Origin of the sequence: Nocardioides segetis (assembly GCF_051390595.1) — a bacterium.
Lineage (GTDB): Bacteria > Actinomycetota > Actinomycetes > Propionibacteriales > Nocardioidaceae > Nocardioides.
In genome coordinates this window covers 101859-118559 of the sequence record NZ_JBNINR010000015.1, presented here as the reverse complement: position 1 = coordinate 118559, position 16701 = coordinate 101859, and the positions used below count along the sequence as shown (strand labels likewise).

Sequence of the window (16701 nt, the reverse complement as noted above, 5' to 3'; positions counted from 1 at the left end):
CCGGCACCCCACGTAGCAGACGTTGGTGAAGTTGATGTTCCGGTTCACCACATACGTCACCGTGTCCCCGACCGCCTCCTTGCGCAGGTCGTCGGCCAGACGGACCACCTGCCGCAGCAGGTCGCCCTCGGCGGTCATCAAGGTCAACGCGTGCTCATCGGACAGGTCCACCAGACCCGACTCTGCGGCGGCCTCGGCCGCACGGAGCGCGGCACCGCCCTCCGCGTGCAGCACCGCCGGGGTGCTGGTCAGTTGGGAGGTGATCGCGGCGGCCTCGCCGACGGTGGCCCAGTCGCCGTACACCGACCCGAAGTCCGAGCGCCGATCCCCCGAGCGTCCTTCAGTGTCCACAGCCTCGTGCAGATCCACCCTGCCGGCCGATTCGAACCCACCGTCGGGCTCCTGCCACGGCAGACCGGTCGGGCGAACCTCGGGGATCGCCAGCCCGTCCGGGCCCGCGAGCGCGGCGACGTGGGGATGCAGCCGGGGATCGATCCACGCCTCACCGCGCTGCAACGACCCGACGACGTATTCGGGGTGCACCGTCAACCGGGCCTTCAACTCGAACCCACACTGAGCGGTGATCGACCGCAGCCGGTCCAGCGAGGGCCAGGGCCGTTCGGGGTTCACATGATCCGGCGTCAACGGCGACACCCCACCCCAGTCATCGACCCCCGCATCCAACAACGCGCGGCACTCTTGGGCACCGGCCGAGTGGTCGACCAGGTTCGGCGGGGCCTGGACCCGCGCCTTGGGGCCCAACACTAGCCGGGTGACCGCGATCGCCGCCCGGTACTCGGCGAGGTCGAGGTCGTCGACATGACGCATCGCCGTGTCGGGCTTGGCGCGGAAGTTCTGCACGATCACCTCCTGCACCGCCCCGTAGGCGCGGGAGACCCTCCGCAGCGCGAAGATCGTCTCGGCCCGCTCGGTCAGGCTCTCCCCGATCCCGACCAGCAACCCCGTCGTGAACGGGATCCCCAACCGGCCCGCGTCCTCCAGGGTCCGCAACCGCACCGTCGGGTCCTTGTCCGGCGACCCGTAATGCGCCAACCCCTTCGTCTCATACAGCCGGGTGGAGGTGGTCTCCAGCATCATCCCCATCGACGGAGACACCGCCTTGAGCCGGTTCAACTCCTCCCAACTCATGACACCCGGGTTCAAATGCGGCAACAGGCCGGTCTCCTCCAACACCCGCACCGCCATCGCCCGGATGTAGGCCAACGTCGAGTCATAGCCCCGCTCGTCCAACCACGCCCGCGCCTCGGGCCACCGGTCCTCGGGCCGATCACCCAACGTGAACAACGCCTCCAGGCAACCAAGCTCCGCGCCCCGGCGGGCCACAGCAAGGATCTCGTCCGGCGACAAGTACGGCGCCCGCCCCTCCCGCGCCCCCTGAGCCGGAGTCTCCACGAACGTGCAGTAATGACACCGATCCCGACACAACCTCGTCACCGGGACGAACACCTTCGGCGAGAACGTCACGACGCCAGGGCGGCCGGCCGCGACCAGACCCGCATCCCGCACCCGCGCCGCCGCCACACACAACCGATCCAACTCCCCACCGGTCGCCGCCAACAACGCCGCCGCCTCACCCACATCCAACGCCACACCACGCTCCGCACGCACCAACGCACGACGAACCTGCTGGGAAGTGGGCACCTCGGACATCCTGACGAGACTAACGGGTGGACGTCCGCCGCCGAGCGCGTCCTACTCAGCGATCAGACGCCCACCCGTCAGGTCCTGGGGGGCGGTCAGAGGGCGGGCACCTTCGCCTCCTCCGCGCTCGGTGGCTCGCCGACCACCGTGTCTCCTCGGTCCAGCCTGCTCGGCCACCAGATCCGGCCGCCGAGGTCGAGGTTGATCGCGGTCACCAGGACCGACCGGACGATCATCGTGTCGAGCAGCACGCCCAGCGCGACCGTCGTACCCAATTGGAGGGTGAAGGTCATCGGCATCGTCCCTAGCATCGCGAAGGTCGCCGCCAGCACCAGCCCGGCCGACGTGATCACGCCGCCGGTCGAGGACAGGGCGATCAGCGACCCCCTGCGGGTGCCGCGGATCGCGGCCTCCTCACGGACCCGGGTCATCAGGAAGATGTTGTAGTCGATGCCCAGCGCGACCAGGAACACGAAGGCGAACAGGGGGAAGCCGGGGTCGGTGTGCTCGCGGCCGTAGATCAGGTCGAAGACCAAGCCGGAGATGCCGAGGGCGGCACCGAAGGACAAGATCACGGTGCCGACCAGGATGACCGGCGAGAGCACCGAGCGGAGCAGGCCGATCAGGATCAGCAGCACCGCGCCCAGGACGATCGGGATGATCACCTTGTTGTCCCGCGCCGAGGCATCCATGACGTCGACCGTGACGGCCGACATGCCGGTGGTCAGCGCGTCGGCCCCGGGGACGCCGTGGACGGCCTTCCGTACGTCGTGGACCGCGTCGAAGGCGGTGTCGGAGTACGGGTCGCTGCGGAGCTCCGCGACGATGAGCGCGGTGCCGTCCAGGCTGGCCACCTCGACCGGGGTGGCGATCCCGTCGACGCCGGACATGGCCGTGATCACCTGGTCGGCCCGGTCGGCGTTCGCCACGACCTGGATCGGCGTGCTCGCGTCGACCAGGCCGTGCTCGACGAGGATGGTCTGGCCGGTCACCGAGTCCTGGTCCTGGGTGTACTGCTCGTCGCTGGGGATGCCCCCGGTGTCCAGGCGCAGGAAGCCCAGGCAGAGGACCGCGAGCGCCGCGGCGGTGCCGATCCACACGATCCGCGGTCGCGGAGCGATGCCGCGGCCGACCTTCGCCCACAGACCCGAGGCGGTCGGCTCGCTGCTCCCGAAGTGGGGCACGAACGGCCAGAAGACCCACCGCCCGCAGATCACCAGCAGTGCCGGGAGCAGGGTGACCATGACGACGAAGGTGACCGCGATGCCGACGGCGTTGGCGGGGCCCATGCCGGCGGTCGAGTTGAGATCGGCGAACATCAGGCACAGCAGGCCCACGACCACGGTCGCCGCGCTGGCCAGGATCGCCGGCGCCGCCCGGTGGAGGGCGAAGGCCATCGCCTCGTGGCGGTCCTGGTGACGGCGCAGCTCCTCGCGGTAGCGGGCGACCAGGAGCAGGGCGTAGTCGGTGCCCGCGCCGATCACCAGTACGGTCAGGATGAACTGGGTCTGGCCGTTGACGGTGAGCCCGGTGTGCTTGGCGAGGAAGTAGAGCAGCCCCATGGACGCGCCGAGCCCGACGACCGCGCTGATGATCGGCAGCAGCCAGAGCACCGGGCTGCGGTAGGTCACCAGCAGGATCAAGATGACGACGCCCAGGGTGATCATCAGCAGGTTGCTGTCGCCGGAGGAGAAGATCGTCGCGGCGTCGGCGCTCTGGCCGCCGGCACCGGCGAGATAGGACTCGACCCCGTCGATCGCGATGATGTCGTCGATCTCCGGCTTGAGGTCCGGCAGCTCCTCCCAGAGCTTGTCGCCGAAGTTGAGGGTGAACTCGAGCTTGGCGACCGTGCCGTCCGCGGACACGAACGGGGCCGGTACGCCGGCCGCGGCGGCTCCCTGCGGGCTCAGCACGTCGCTGACCCCGTCGAGGCGGCCGATCTCGGTCGCGTCGTCCTCGATGGCCGCGAGGTCGGCGTCGGTGAGCCCGGCCGCGCGGTAGTAGACGACGGTCGTGCCGACGTCGTAGGGGTCCTGGAAGGCCTCGAGCTTCTCGAAGGCGCGGGTCGACTCGGCGCTCTCGGGCAGCCAGGACTCGGTCTCGTTGTTCTGGACGTCGATCAGCTTCCCGGCGAACGAGCCGAGGCCGCCCGCGATCAGGATGACCGCGACGAGGACGATCCACTTGGTGACGGGGCCGGTCAGCGTGCCGGCGATCTGACGGTGCATGGTGGTCACACTTCTCCGGTGGGTGGCAGGGACGGCATCGGGATTCCTCCGGGTCCGACCCTGAGATCGCCCCTGATTCATCGCGGAGCGGGAACTCTTTGCCTTCCTCGGAAGTCTGCGCCGACCACCAGACACACGACGACCCCGAAATGTGACATTTCGGGGCCGTCGTACCGGATGCGGAGCGCTCAGAGGCCGAGGAACCGCCCGATGATCTCCTTCTGGATCTCGGTCGTGCCGCCGTAGATCGTCTGGATGCGGGTGTCGGCGTAGGCCCGGGCGATGGGGTACTCCATCATGTAGCCGTAGCCGCCGTGCAGCTGCACGCTCTGGTCGACGACCTTCTTCTGCAGCTCGGTGGTCCACCACTTCGCCATCGACGCGAGCGCGGTGTCGACCTCGCCCCGGTTGAGCTGCTCGATGCAGTGGTTGACGAACACCCGGGCGATATAGGCCTCGGTGGCCATCTCGGCGAGCGCGAAGCGGGTGTTCTGGAACTTGCCGATGGGCCGGCCGAACGCCTCGCGGCTCTTGACGTAGTCGAGGGTGAGGTCCAGGACGTGCTCGATGGCCGCGATGGCGATGCAGGCGATCGAGATCCGCTCCTGGGGCAGGTTCTGCATCAGGTAGATGAAGCCCTGGCCCTCCTCGCCGAGCAGGTTGGCCTTCGGGACGACGACATTGTCGAAGCTGAGCTCGGCGGTGTCCTGCGCCTTGAGGCCCAGCTTGTCGAGGTTGGTGCCGCGGGTGAAGCCCGCCATGCCCTCCTCGACGACGAGCAGGCTGATGCCGTGGGCGCCGGCCTCGGGGTTGGTCTTCGCGACGACGATGACCAGGTCGGACAGGATGCCGTTGCTGATGAAGGTCTTCGATCCGTTGAGCACGTAGTGGTCGCCCTTGTCGACCGCGGTCGTGCGGATGCCCTGGAGGTCGGAGCCGGCACCGGGCTCGGTCATCGCGATGGCGGTGATCGTCTCGCCGGTGACGGTGCCGGGCAGCCACCGCGCCTTCTGCTCGTCGTTCCCGATCGCGATGAGGTAGGGGACGATGATGTCGGTGTGCACGGCGAATCCGGGGCCGCTGGCTCCGGCGCGGGCGCACTCCTCGGCGACGATCGCGTTGTAGCGGAAGTCCTTGATGCCGAGGCCGCCGTACTCCTCGGGCACCTCGAAGCTGAGGATGCCGGCCTCGCCGGCCTTGCGCCACACCTCGCGGCTGACGATGCCGTCCTTCTCCCACTGCGCGTGGTGGGGGACGACCTCGCGCTCCATGAAGGCGCGCACCGTCGCGCGGAAGTCCTCGTGCTCGGTCTCGTAGATGCTGGGACGCTCGGGCATCAGCTCACCCACTCCTTGATCTGTGCGATGGTCGCGGCGGGGTCGTCGCTCGCGGGCGACACGGACAGGTTGGTGACGCCGGACTCGCGGAACGCGGCGATCCGCTCCTGGACGTACGACGCGGGGCCGACCAGGTTGCCGGCCTCGAGCCACTCGAGGGGCACGAGGGCCTCGGCCTCCTTCTTCTTGCCCGACAGGTAGAGGTCCTGGATCTCCTTGGCCTCCTTCTCGAAGCCGTACTCGCAGGCGAGCTGGTTGTAGAAGTTCTTGTCGCGCGCGCCCATGCCGCCGACGTAGAGGGCATAGAGCGGGCGCATGAAGTCGAGCAGCGCCTTGGTCTCGGGGCCCTCGCCGATGGCGACCATGCCGCCCGCGGAGATCTGCAGCGGGCCGAGGTCGGCCGAGCGCTTCGCGGCGCCGCGGGCCAGCGCCTCGCCCCAGACGGCCTGGGCCTTCTCGGGGTAGTAGAGGAAGGGCAGCCAGCCGTCGGCGACCTCGGCGGTCATCGCGACGTTCTTGTCGCCCAGAGCCGCCACCCAGAGCGGGAGGTCGGCGCGCTCGGGCCGGTTGAGGAGCTTGAGGGGCTTGCCGAGCCCGAGGCCCTGGCCCTCGGGGAGGGGGACCTGGATGGTCGTGCCCTGGTAGTCGAGGCGCTCGCCGCGCAGGCCGGCGCGCAGCACCTCGATCACCTCGCGGGTACGGGTCAGCGGTCGGTCGTACGGCAGGCCGTGGAAGCCCTCGATCACCTGCGGGCCCGAGGCGCCGAGCCCGATGACGGCGCGGCCGCCGGAGACGTTGTCGAGGCCGGCCGCCGTCTGCAGCAGCGCGCCCGGGGTGCGGGAGTAGACGTTGAGGATGCCGGCGCCGATCTCGACGGTCTCGGTCTTCGCGGCGAGGTAGCCCATCAGGGTGGGGGCGTCGAACCCGTAGGGCTCCGCGACCCAGATGGTGTCCAGTCCGGCCTTCTCCAGGGCGACGACCTGGTCGGCCGACTCGCGCGGATTCCCCGCGTAGACGAGGGGCATCGACAGTTTCATGAAAGTCCCTTCCGGCCTCGCGGCCCACGGTGACGGTGCGGTGGCGAGTCCGTCGCCGCCAGCACAACTGTGACAGTAATGCTGTCACAATGTCCATGGCCGCGGCGATGAGACCCGGCTCGGCGAGGTCCGCGACCGTGATAGGAGGGAGCGTGACTTCTTCAGACACCCCCGACCGCTACACCGTCGCCGTCATCGGCGGCACCGGACCGCAGGGCAAGGGCCTGGGCTACCGCTTCGCCCGCCACGGCCACGACATCGTCCTCGGCTCGCGCGCAGCCGAGAAGGCCGAGGCCGTCGCCGCCGAGGTGAGCGAGCGCCTGGCCTCCGTCGCCGGAGCCGGCACCGCCCGCGGCGCCGCCAACGCCGACGCGATCGCCGCCGCCGACGTCGTCCTCCTCGCGGTCCCGTACGACGGCCACGACGAGCTCGTCGCCGCACTGGCGGCCGACGGCGCCCTCGACGGCAAGACCGTCATCTCCTGCGTCAACCCGCTCGCCTTCGACAAGCGCGGTGCCCACGGCCGCGTCATCGACGGCGGGGAGGGCTCGGCCGCCGAGTCCGCGGCGCGGATCGCGCCCGAGGCGACCATCGTCGGCGCCTTCCACAACGTCGCCGCCCCGGCCCTGTGGGGTGAGGACGAGTTCCTCGACGAGGACGTCATCGTCGTCGGCGACTCCGTCGAGGGCAAGCAGGTCGCCATCGACCTCGCCGCCTCCGTGACTGGCCGCCCGGGTGTCGACGGCGGCAAGCTCCGCCTGGCCCGCGTCCTCGAGCCCTTCACGGCCGTGCTGATCTCGATCAACCGCAAGTACAAGACCCACTCGGGCATCCGGGTCACCGGGCTCGACCACTGAGGGGGCGCCGCCGCTTGTAACTAAGGGTTACAGCGCGAAATTCGCTGCAACAACGCCCGGGTAGTGGCAACAACGCCCTGGTAGATGCCCGGGCCGAGGTCCGGCGGTCCTGGACGACGTGGCGCGGCCGACTCCCTGCGCCGCGGGACGGTGCCGGCCCGCCGGACGCATCTACCCGGGCGTCGTTGCTACTACCTCGGTGCTGTTGCACCCGAAATCGTGCTGTAACCCTTAGTTACAAGGGCTGCCTGCCCTCAGCCGGCCAGCCCCACCACGATCTCGGCGCCGGGGAGCCTGGGGAACAGGTCGCCGGGGACGAGGAGCTTGGAGCGGCGCAGGCCCGAGCCGATCACGGCCAGCTCCATCTCCACGACCCGCTCGTCGACGAGCAGCCGCCAGCCGGCGGGCAGCCCGACCGGCGTGATGCCGCCGTACTCCATGCCGGACTCGGCCACCGCCCGCTCGAGCGGCAGGAACGACGGCTTGCGGACGTCGAGGAGTCGCTTGACCGTGTGGTTGACGTCGGCGCGGGTGTCGGCCCGCACCAGGCAGGCGGCGACCCGCTCCTCGCCCTCGCGCCGGCCGGCGACCAGGACGCAATTGGCGCCGGCCGTCAGGGGGACGTCGTACGCCGCGCTCATCGCGGCGGTGTCGGCCAGGCCAGGGTCGATCTCGACGACGGCCATCCGCTCCGCCCCCGGCCACGTGGTGAGCGCCGCGGCGACGGGTGGGGCCAGCAGGTCGGGATGTGAGAGCGCGGGAAGCGAGGTCAGGCCGGGCAGCTGCAGCAGCGTCACTGCCAACCCCGCATCTGGTGCCCCTCCCAGCCGCCCTGCTCCCCGCCGCGCTGGTCCGCGTCGTCGTACCGGCGCCCGCGCAGCACCGACGCGAGCAGCCCGGCGGCACCGGCCGCCAGCCACGGCAGCCCGAGGATCCAGCCGGCCCGGTCGGGGTCGACCGTGTCGCTCTTGACCAGCGCCCACACGATCACCAGGCCGACGAACGCGACGCCCATGACGAGGTGACCGGTGTTGACCGGATGCCATCCGGTACGGCGCTCGGGGGTCGTGCTGTCCGCGACGCCGGGCCGGGGGTACTCGGTGGTCTCGTCGTGCTGGCTCATGCTGCGTCCTTCTCGGTGATGACCTCGACCTGGCCGAGGACGGCCTTGGCGTCGATGCGGAGGTAGGGCTCGTCCTGCTCGCCGTGCGTGGCGCGGGCGGCGTTGCCCGACTTGTCGCCGAACAGGACCACCTCGCCCAGCTCGATCCTGGCGTCGGCGGCGACCCGGAGGCCGTCCTCGGGCACGATCACGCGGATGTGGCCGACGTTGAGGTCGGCCTCGAGGATCCTGCCGTCGAGCTTCCGCAGCTCGGTCTCGTCCAGGTCGGTGAGGTCGATGACGATCTCGCCCGCGGCGAGCTCGTAGGGACCCGCCACCTCGTCGGCGGCGGTGATCGTCGGCGAGATCTGCCCGAAGCCGGTCTTGTCGAACTCGTCGACGACCGAGGCCGCGGCCGTGGCCAGGGCGGCGACCAGGCCGACGAGGATCAGCCCGCCGGCACGGCCGTAGAACGCGCCGACCAGCAGCATCGCGCCGGTCACGCCCAGCACCGTCGCGGGGTACGCCGACGGCTCGATGTCGACGCCGGCCAGCTGCAGCGTGGCCAGGATGCCCGCGCCGAGTGCCGCCAGGCCCAGGGTGAACGGGAAGAGCAGCGGCCCGCGGCGGCGTGGGTCACGCGGGCGGCGGGGTGGCGGCGGGGGACCGGGGCGGTACCCGGTGTAGGCGGCGCCCGGCGCTCCGGGCTCTCCCGGCTCGGCGCCGGGTGCCGGCGGCGGGCCGCCCCGCAGCCACGGGTGCGAGGGGCCGGGCTTCATCGCCTGCTTGCCGCCGAGCACCACGATCAGCACCAGGCCGGCCAGGAGGAGCGGCCAGGGGAAGTCCGGTCCGCCGACGGTGTCGCCGACCACGGACGCGACGGTGATGATGCCGCCGACGATGAGCGCCGCCGTGCGGACGCCCTCGTCGACGCGGATCACGGTGTCCTCGGTGCCCTCCTCGGGGACGAGAAGCCAGCACACGCCGTACAGGATGAGTCCGCCGCCGCCGAAGAACGTGAGCACCACGAACGCGATCCGCACGAGGAGCGGGTCGATGTCGAGGTGGCGCGCGACACCTGCCGCGACCCCGGCGACCTTCCGGTCGTCGCGGCTGCGCCGGATCCGGGCGAGGTCACGGACCTCGTCGCGGGTCACGCGCGGGCCGTCGCGGTGCGGCTCGTGCTCGGTGTCGGTCGATGGGTTCATGTCATCCAGGTTGTCGGGTCGCCGGTCCGGGGACCATCGGGGACAGCCCTGATCCTGCCGCATCGGCCCGGGTGGGGCATCAGGGTCGGCTCAGGGTGCTTCCCCCTGCTCGCGCTCCGGGCGCTGTGTGACGATGGAGTCCATCATGAGCACCGCCGCGACCGCCCCGCTGCCGCCCGGCGCGTCCGCGTCCCAGGACGCCGCCGCCCGGGATGTCCGGCGTGCCTGGCGCGACCTGCGCGACCCGATGATCGGTGGTGTCGCCGCCGGCCTCGCGGCGCACCTCGGCGTCTCGGTCCGGATCGTCCGGGCCGCCTTCGTCATCACCACCGTCGTCGGCGGCTTCGGCGTGCTGACGTACGCCGCGCTGTGGGCGCTGCTGCCCGCCGGGCCCCCTCCCGAGCTGGTGGCCCCCGGCCTCGCCAGCGCGGCCCGCGACGGCCGGCGTCCGGGTCGCGGCCGGCGCCTCTCCGACATCGGGCCGGTCCTCACCCTCGCCGTCCTCGGCGTCGGCGCCGTCTTCGCCGCCGAGACCGTCCTCGGCACAGGCTGGTGGGTCTGGCCGCTGGGCATCGCCGTCGTCGGCGTCGCCCTGCTGTGGCGCCAGGCCGACGAGGCGCAGCGCGAGCGCTGGCTCGACGCGACCGACCGCGTCGACCCCGTGCGGATGTTCCTCGGCGGCGGCGGGTGGGCGGCCTGGGCGCGGATCGCGGCGGGCGTCGGCCTGGTGGTGGTCGCGCTCGTCCTCTTCACGCTGCGCGACGGCTCCCTGAGCGTGGCGCGCGACGCCGTCATCGCCGTCCTGCTCGCCCTCGGCGGGCTCGTCATCGTGCTGGGGCCGCTGGTCTACCGGCTGCTCACCGAGCTCAGCGACGAGCGGGCCGAGCGGGTGCGCACGCAGGAGCGCGCGGACGTCGCCGCCCACCTCCACGACTCGGTGCTGCAGACGCTCGCGCTGATCCAGAAGAACCCGGCCGACGCCGCGCGTCTCGCCCGCGCCCAGGAGCGGGACCTGCGCGCGTGGCTCTACGCCGGCGAGTCGATGGACGAGGCGACGGTGGCCAGCGCGCTGCGCGCCGCGGCCGCCGAGATCGAGGACGCCTACGGCCTCACCGTCGACGTGGTCGCGGTCGGCGACTGCGACTACGACGAGACCGCCCGCCCGATCGTGCAGGCGGCCCGCGAGGCCACCACCAACGCCGCCAAGCACGCCGGCGTCCCGCGTGTCGACGTCTACGCCGAGATCACCGACACCGGCATCGACGTGTTCGTGCGCGACCGCGGCGCCGGCTTCGACCCGGAGGCCACCCCGGAGGACCGGCTCGGCGTACGACGCAGCATCATCGACCGCATGGAGCGTCACGGTGGCCGGGCCGAGGTCCGCTCCGCGCCCGGTGAGGGCACGGAGGTCAGACTCCATCTCGACCGCGCCGCCGATTCCGCGAAGACGAAGGAGACCCATGAGTGAGCCGGTGCGCGTGGTGGTCGTCGACGACCACGCCATGTTCCGCCGCGGCGTCAGTGCCGAGCTCGGTGCCACGGGGGCCGGCCGCGTCGAGGTCGTGGCCGAGGCCGCCGACGTCGACGAGGCGGTCGCGGCGGTGCAGGAGCACCGGCCCGACGTCGTCCTGCTCGACGTGCACCTGCCGGGCGGCGGCGGCGTCGAGGTGATCCGGCGGGTCAAGGACGGCGACGTGCGCTTCCTCGCGCTGTCGGTGTCCGACGCGGCCGAGGACGTCATCGGCACCGTCCGCGGCGGCGCCCGCGGCTACGTCACGAAGACCATCACGGGACCCGAGCTGGTCGACGCGATCACGCGGGTCGCCGACGGCGACGCCGTCTTCTCGCCCCGGCTCGCCGGATTCGTGCTCGACGCCTTCGCCGGCGCCGGCCTGTCGGCCGACCTCGCGAGCGTCGACGAGGACCTCGACCGGCTCACGGAGCGCGAGCGCGAGGTGATGCGGCTGATCGCGCGCGGCTACTCCTACAAGGAGGTCGCCAAGGAGCTGTTCATCTCCATCAAGACCGTCGAGACCCACATGTCGTCGGTGCTGCGCAAGCTCCAGCTCTCCTCGCGTCACGAGCTGACCCGGTGGGCATCGGACCGCCGGCTGCTGTGAGGCGCGGCGCGGCGCCGCTCGTCCTCGCGCTGCTGCTCGCCGGGTGCTCGGCGTCCTCTCCGGCACCGGCACCGGCGCCCGCGCCGGCCCCGACATCCACCACCTCGGCGACCACCTCCCCGAGCACCCCGAGCACCCCGAGCACCCCGAGCACCTCCCCGAGCAGCGGCCCGGCGTACTCCGACTGGGAGCTCGGCGTGCACGTGCTGCCCCGCACCCCGGACGGGTACGGCGAGATCCGGCCCACCCCGAAGCCGCTGCGCCACCGACTGTTCCCGACCGAGGACCTGCTCGCGCCGCCCGCCGACGGTGCCTTCCACGCGACGGTCGGGCCGGTGACCGCCCCCATCCGCGAGCGGATGGGGGAGACCTGGTCGCCCGCCTGTCCGGTGGGGCTGGCCGACCTGGCCTATGTCACCGTCACCTTTCGCGGCTTCGACGAGGCGGCGCACACCGGCGAGCTCGTGGTGGCCGCCGACGAGGCCGAGGACGTCGTCTCGGTGTTCCGCGCGCTGTTCGCGGCCGGCTACCCGATCGAGGAGATGCGGCTGCCGACCACGGCCGACCTCGACGCGCCGCCCACCGGCGACGGCAACAACACCGCCGCGCTGGTGTGCCGCGCGGCACGCGGCCAGACCTCCTGGTCGGCCCACGCGTACGGCCTCGCGGTCGACGTCAACCCCTTCCTCAACCCCTACCACAAGGGCGACGTCGTGCTGCCCGAGCGTGCGTCGGCATACCTCGACCGGAGCCGGACCCAGCCCGGGATCATCCATCCCGGTGACCTCGTGGTCCGCGAGTTCGCCCGGATCGGCTGGAGCTGGGGCGGCGCGTGGCGCACGCTGCGGGACTACCAGCACTTCTCGGCGACCGGTCGCTGAATCCCGTCCCGCACCGCATAGAGTGCGGCCATGGAGACCCTGCGCCTGATCCTGCTCATCCTCCACATCCTCGGCTTCGCGGCCCTCATCGGTGGGCTGCTGGCCCAGGCGGGGCCGGGCGAGAAGAAGGTCACCGGGGTCATGCGCGACGGCGTCGGCACGGCCTTCCTGGCGGGCCTGCTGCTGGTCGGCGTCCTCGAGGGCGGCGACGACCCGGTCAACCACGCCAAGGTCGGCGTCAAGCTCGCCATCGGCCTGGTGCTCCTGGTGCTCGTCATGGCCAACATGCGCAAGGCCAAGATCCCCAACGGCCTGTGGGCCGGGCTGCTGGTCCTCGCGATCGCCGAGGTCTGCATCGCCGTGCTCTGGTCGCCGGTCCACAGCAGCTGATCGCGGGGTCGGCGGTTCAACTACCGAATTCGTCGTGTACGGCGGCGTTTCACGACAATTCTGGTAGGTGCGTGACGCCACCAGCCACGCCGTCGGAGCGGAGCCGTAGGCTGGGGGGAGCATGATCGAACCCAGCACCGCGCCGCCGGCCCTCACCGCAGAATCCCTCCTCGACGGGCTCAACGACCCCCAGCGCGAGGCGGTGCGGCACGAGGGCACGCCCCTCCTCGTCGTCGCCGGCGCGGGATCCGGGAAGACCCGGGTGCTGACCCGGCGGATCGCGTGGACCATCGCGGTCCGCAAGGCGCACCCCGGCTCGATCCTGGCGATCACCTTCACCAACAAGGCCGCCGCCGAGATGAAGGAGCGCGTGGCCGACCTCATCGGCAACCGCGCCCGGATCATGTGGGTCAGCACCTTCCACTCGGCCTGCGTGCGCATCCTGCGCAAGGAGGTCGAGCACCTCGGCTACGAGCGGTTGAAGTCCAACTTCTCCATCTACGACACCCAGGACCAGAAGCGCCTGATCCAGCTGGTCTGCAGCGACCTCGAGCTAGACCCCCGCAAGTTCCAGCCGGGACCGGTGCTGCACTGGATCAGCAACCAGAAGAACGAGCTGCGTGAGCCCGACGAGGTCGCGGCGGAGGTGCGCAACTCCATCGACGAGAGCTACGCCGCGGCGTACCGCGCCTATCAGCGACGGTTGCGCGAGGCCAACGCGATGGACTTCGACGACCTGATCATGGAGACGGTCCGACTCTTCCAGCTCAAGCCGGAGGTCCGCGAGACCTATCGGCGGCGGTTCCGGCACATCCTGGTCGACGAGTACCAGGACACCAACCACGCGCAGTACGCCCTCATCCACCAGCTGTGCGGGCAGGACCTCGAGGAGCACGACCCGACCACCCTCGACGGCCTGCCCGCCCATCGCGTGCCGCCGGCCGAGCTGATGGTGGTCGGCGACGCGGACCAGTCGATCTATGCCTTCCGGGGCGCCGACATCCGCAACATCATGGACTTCGAGAAGGACTTCCCCGACGCGCGCACGGTCCTGCTGGAGCAGAACTACCGCTCCACGCAGACCATCCTGACAGCGGCCAACGCCGTCATCGAGCGCAACGAGAGCCGCAAGCCCAAGCGGCTGTGGTCCGACGCCGGCGACGGCGAGAAGATCGTCGGGTACGTCGCCGACGACGAGCACGACGAGGCGCGGTTCGTCTCCGGCGAGATCGACAAGCTCACCGACGGCGGGCTGCGCCCCTCCGACGTGGCGGTGTTCTACCGCACCAACGCGCAGTCGCGCGTGTTCGAGGAGATCTTCGTCCGCACCGGCATGCCCTACAAGGTCGTCGGCGGGACCCGCTTCTACGACCGCAAGGAGATCCGCGACGCGCTGGCCTACCTGCGGGTCCTCGTCAACCCCGACGACCAGGTCTCGCTGCGCCGCATCGTCAACACCCCCCGTCGCGGCATCGGCCAGCGGGCGGAGGCCGCCATCGGCGCGTTCGCCGAGCGGGAGCGGATCACCTATTGGGAGGCGCTCCAGCGCGCCGACGAGGCCCCCGGCCTGGCCACGCGCAGCCAGACCAGCATCGAGTCGTTCGTGACGATGCTGCAGGAGCTGCAGCAGATGGTCGAGGCCCGCGAGCGGCCCGACGTCATCCTCGAGACCGTGCTCGACCGCTCCGGCTACCTCGTCACCCTCGAGAACTCCGACGACATGCAGGACGAGACCCGGCTGGAGTACCTCGCCGAGCTCGTCGCCGTCGCCCGCGAGTTCGCCGAGGACCCGGTCGCCGGCCCCTCGGCCGACCCCTCCGACGTCGACGCCGGCATCCTCGAGCCCGGCCTCGCCGACTTCCTCGAGCGGGTCGCCCTCGTCGCCGACGCCGACCAGATCCCCGACGCTCCCGACGACGACCCCGACGCCCCGGAGGACCAGGGCGTGGTCACGCTGATGACCCTGCACACCGCCAAGGGCCTGGAGTTCCCGGTCGTGTTCCTCACCGGCATGGAGGACGGCGTCTTCCCGCACTCGCGCGCCCTCGGCGACCGCCCGGAGCTCGAGGAGGAGCGCCGCCTGGCCTACGTCGGCATCACCCGCGCCCGCCAGCGGCTCTACGTCTCGCGCGCCATGGTCCGCTCCGCGTGGGGGGCGCCGGCCATGAACCCCGGCTCCCGCTTCCTCGGCGAGCTCCCCGTCGACCTCGTCGACTGGCGCCGCACCGAGGCCGACCAGACCCGCTGGTCCCGCCCGTCGTACGGCGGCCCGGGCGGGTCGGGCCGCTCCGACGACTACGCCGGCAACCGCTTCGGACAGCCCACCGCCGCCGGTCGCCGCAACTTCAGCTCCGCCGCCGCCCGCGCCGACGCGGCCGCCAAGTCCAAGCCCTCGCGCCCCATCCCGGTGCTCGCCCCCGGGGACAAGGTCACCCACGACTCGTTCGGCCTCGGCACGGTCGTGTCGGTCGAGGGCGCGGCGGAGAAGTCCGTCGCGTCGATCGACTTCGGCTCCGACGGCGTCAAGCGGCTGCTCCTGCGCTACGCCCCCGTCGAACGGCTTTGATGGCCCGAGCGTGTCGCCGATCGAAGGCTGCGCACGGACCCTTCGGGCCCATGCTTGCCTCCGATGCGCGTCGCGCAGGCGCCACGCTCGACCAGAACTACGGCGTGATGCCGTGCTGGCGCAGGGCGGCGTCGGGGTCGACCGGGTCGCCACCGCCGGGGCGGACCTCGAGGTGGAGGTGGGGGCCGGTGACGTTGCCGGTGCTGCCGACCCAGCCGATCAGGTCGCCGGTGCGGACGGTGTCGCCGACGGAGACGTTGAACGAGGTCTGGTGGCAGAACCAGATCTCGGTGCCGTCCTCGAGGGTGAGCACGGTCTTGTTGCCGTAGGCGCCGTCGTAGCTGGCGGAGGTGATCGTGCCGTTGGTGATGGCACGGATCGGGGTGCCGCCGGGGGCCGCGAAGTCCAGGCCGGTGTGGTAGCTGGACCAGAGGCCGTACTCGCCGAAGGTGGCGGTGAGGCGGTAGCTGGCGAGCGGGAGCATCCACCTGTTGAGGCGGATCTCGGCCGCCTCCTTCTCCGCGTCGGCGCGCAGGCTGCTCAGTGCGTTGGTCCGCTCGGCGGCGGAGCGCTCGGCCTCGGCGACGATGTCGCTGCCGGAGGCCTGGGCGAGGGCGTCGCGGTCGGAGTCGCGGCTCACGGTCTCGGCGCGCTCGCCGATCTGGGCGCTGCCGAACGACCCGGTGAGGGCGTTGGGGGAGGTGAGGCGATCCGTCGCGGAGGCCAGCTGCGGGTCGGCGGAGGTGACGACGCCGCCGACCGCGACCGCGATCGTGGCGACGCCGGCGGCCACGGGCAGGGTCGGCAGGCCGCGGAACAGCGGACCGCGGGCACCGGCGTGCTTGACCGCGCGGCGCTTGCCGGCCGGCTGGACCGCGCGCAGCGTGGTCGAGGAGTCGGACAGGGCGTCGACGACGGGGATGTCGTGCAGCGCCGGCAGCTCGACGGTGGGCATCCGGTCGAGGGTGCGCGCCGGGGTGACGGCCTCGACGGCCAGCGTCGGCTCGCTCAGCGTGATCGCGGGCTCCGTGACCGGCGCGAGCGAGGGCGGGGGCGTGACCGGCTCCGCGGGCCGGGCGACCCGCTTGCCGACGTACGTCGAGGGCGTCTCGTCCACGGCGCGGCGGGCCGCGCGCTTGCCGACGTAGGTGCTGGAACCGGTGGAAGGAGAGCCGAGGGTCGTTTCCGGGCGCGGCGCGGTGTGGTCCGCTCGGTGGTTACCCATCGACTGCTGACTCCTTGGGGGGACGTTCGTGCAGGCGCGTCTCGCCCCTGGCATCCGGCTGGTGACACCCCGAGCGGGTCTTCGCCGA

General features: G+C 71.6%; 14 protein-coding genes. 6 read left to right on the top strand and 8 right to left on the bottom strand.

Going from position 1 to position 16701, the window contains the following annotated elements; all coding sequences use genetic code 11:
• From cofG to ACPZVR_RS20895, 4 genes are all read right to left on the bottom strand, one after another.
• Window positions 1-1671 (bottom strand): 7,8-didemethyl-8-hydroxy-5-deazariboflavin synthase CofG (gene cofG / locus ACPZVR_RS20910; protein ID WP_436701616.1); only part of this gene is annotated, 1671 nt, incomplete at its 3' end.
• Between the two features lie 86 nt (window positions 1672-1757).
• Complete coding sequence (locus ACPZVR_RS20905) at window positions 1758-3890, bottom strand: MMPL family transporter (protein WP_436701615.1); 2133 nt, start codon at window positions 3888-3890, stop codon at window positions 1758-1760.
• 188 nt (window positions 3891-4078) lie between these two features.
• Window positions 4079-5227, bottom strand: coding sequence for an acyl-CoA dehydrogenase family protein (locus ACPZVR_RS20900; protein ID WP_436701614.1), 1149 nt, complete (start codon window positions 5225-5227; stop codon window positions 4079-4081).
• The gene (locus ACPZVR_RS20895) at window positions 5227-6264 is read right to left on the bottom strand and encodes an LLM class F420-dependent oxidoreductase (protein ID WP_436701613.1); all 1038 of its coding nucleotides are present in this window, start codon (window positions 6262-6264) and stop codon (window positions 5227-5229) included. The genes ACPZVR_RS20900 and ACPZVR_RS20895 overlap by 1 nt, the downstream gene beginning before the upstream one ends.
• A 152-nt stretch (window positions 6265-6416) precedes the next feature.
• Between ACPZVR_RS20895 and npdG the strand changes: the two genes are divergently transcribed.
• Window positions 6417-7121: an NADPH-dependent F420 reductase gene (gene npdG / locus ACPZVR_RS20890; RefSeq protein WP_436701612.1), complete on the top strand. Its 705-nt coding sequence runs from the start codon at window positions 6417-6419 to the stop codon at window positions 7119-7121.
• 254 nt (window positions 7122-7375) lie between these two features.
• On the opposite strand, the gene ACPZVR_RS20885 is transcribed toward npdG, so the two are convergent.
• Genes ACPZVR_RS20885 through ACPZVR_RS20875 form a run of 3 tightly spaced genes read right to left on the bottom strand, consistent with a single transcriptional unit; the run spans window position 7376 to window position 9431 of the window.
• Entirely contained in the window at window positions 7376-7918 is a 543-nt protein-coding gene (locus ACPZVR_RS20885; RefSeq protein ID WP_436701611.1) for a YbaK/EbsC family protein, read from the bottom strand.
• On the bottom strand, window positions 7915-8244 hold the full coding sequence (locus ACPZVR_RS20880) for a hypothetical protein (RefSeq protein ID WP_436701610.1): 330 nt from the start codon (window positions 8242-8244) through the stop codon (window positions 7915-7917). Before ACPZVR_RS20880 ends, ACPZVR_RS20885 begins: the two co-directional genes overlap by 4 nt.
• Window positions 8241-9431, bottom strand: a complete 1191-nt coding sequence (locus ACPZVR_RS20875) for a PspC domain-containing protein (protein ID WP_436701609.1) — start codon at window positions 9429-9431, stop codon at window positions 8241-8243. The genes ACPZVR_RS20880 and ACPZVR_RS20875 overlap by 4 nt, the downstream gene beginning before the upstream one ends.
• Window positions 9432-9576: 145 nt before the next feature.
• Between ACPZVR_RS20875 and ACPZVR_RS20870 the strand changes: the two genes are divergently transcribed.
• The 5 genes from ACPZVR_RS20870 to pcrA all read left to right on the top strand — a co-directional run bounded on the left by ACPZVR_RS20870 (window position 9577) and on the right by pcrA (window position 15388).
• A complete protein-coding gene (locus ACPZVR_RS20870) occupies window positions 9577-10899 on the top strand; it encodes an ATP-binding protein (RefSeq protein ID WP_436701608.1) in 1323 nt (440 codons plus the stop codon).
• The gene (locus tag ACPZVR_RS20865; RefSeq protein WP_436701607.1) at window positions 10892-11551 is read left to right on the top strand and encodes a LuxR C-terminal-related transcriptional regulator; all 660 of its coding nucleotides are present in this window, start codon (window positions 10892-10894) and stop codon (window positions 11549-11551) included. Before ACPZVR_RS20870 ends, ACPZVR_RS20865 begins: the two co-directional genes overlap by 8 nt.
• On the top strand, window positions 11524-12432 hold the full coding sequence (locus tag ACPZVR_RS20860; protein ID WP_436701606.1) for a M15 family metallopeptidase: 909 nt from the start codon (window positions 11524-11526) through the stop codon (window positions 12430-12432). Before ACPZVR_RS20865 ends, ACPZVR_RS20860 begins: the two co-directional genes overlap by 28 nt.
• 30 nt (window positions 12433-12462) lie before the next feature.
• Window positions 12463-12822 (top strand): hypothetical protein, encoded by a 360-nt coding sequence (locus ACPZVR_RS20855; RefSeq protein WP_436701605.1) that lies wholly within the window; start codon window positions 12463-12465, stop codon window positions 12820-12822.
• Window positions 12823-12943: 121 nt separating this feature from the next.
• Window positions 12944-15388, top strand: coding sequence for a DNA helicase PcrA (pcrA, locus tag ACPZVR_RS20850; RefSeq protein ID WP_436701604.1), 2445 nt, complete (start codon window positions 12944-12946; stop codon window positions 15386-15388).
• Window positions 15389-15485: 97 nt separating this feature from the next.
• Here pcrA and ACPZVR_RS20845 read toward each other — a convergent pair whose 3' ends face one another.
• Window positions 15486-16613, bottom strand: a complete 1128-nt coding sequence (locus ACPZVR_RS20845; protein ID WP_436701603.1) for a M23 family metallopeptidase — start codon at window positions 16611-16613, stop codon at window positions 15486-15488.
• Window positions 16614-16701: the final 88 nt, after the last annotated feature.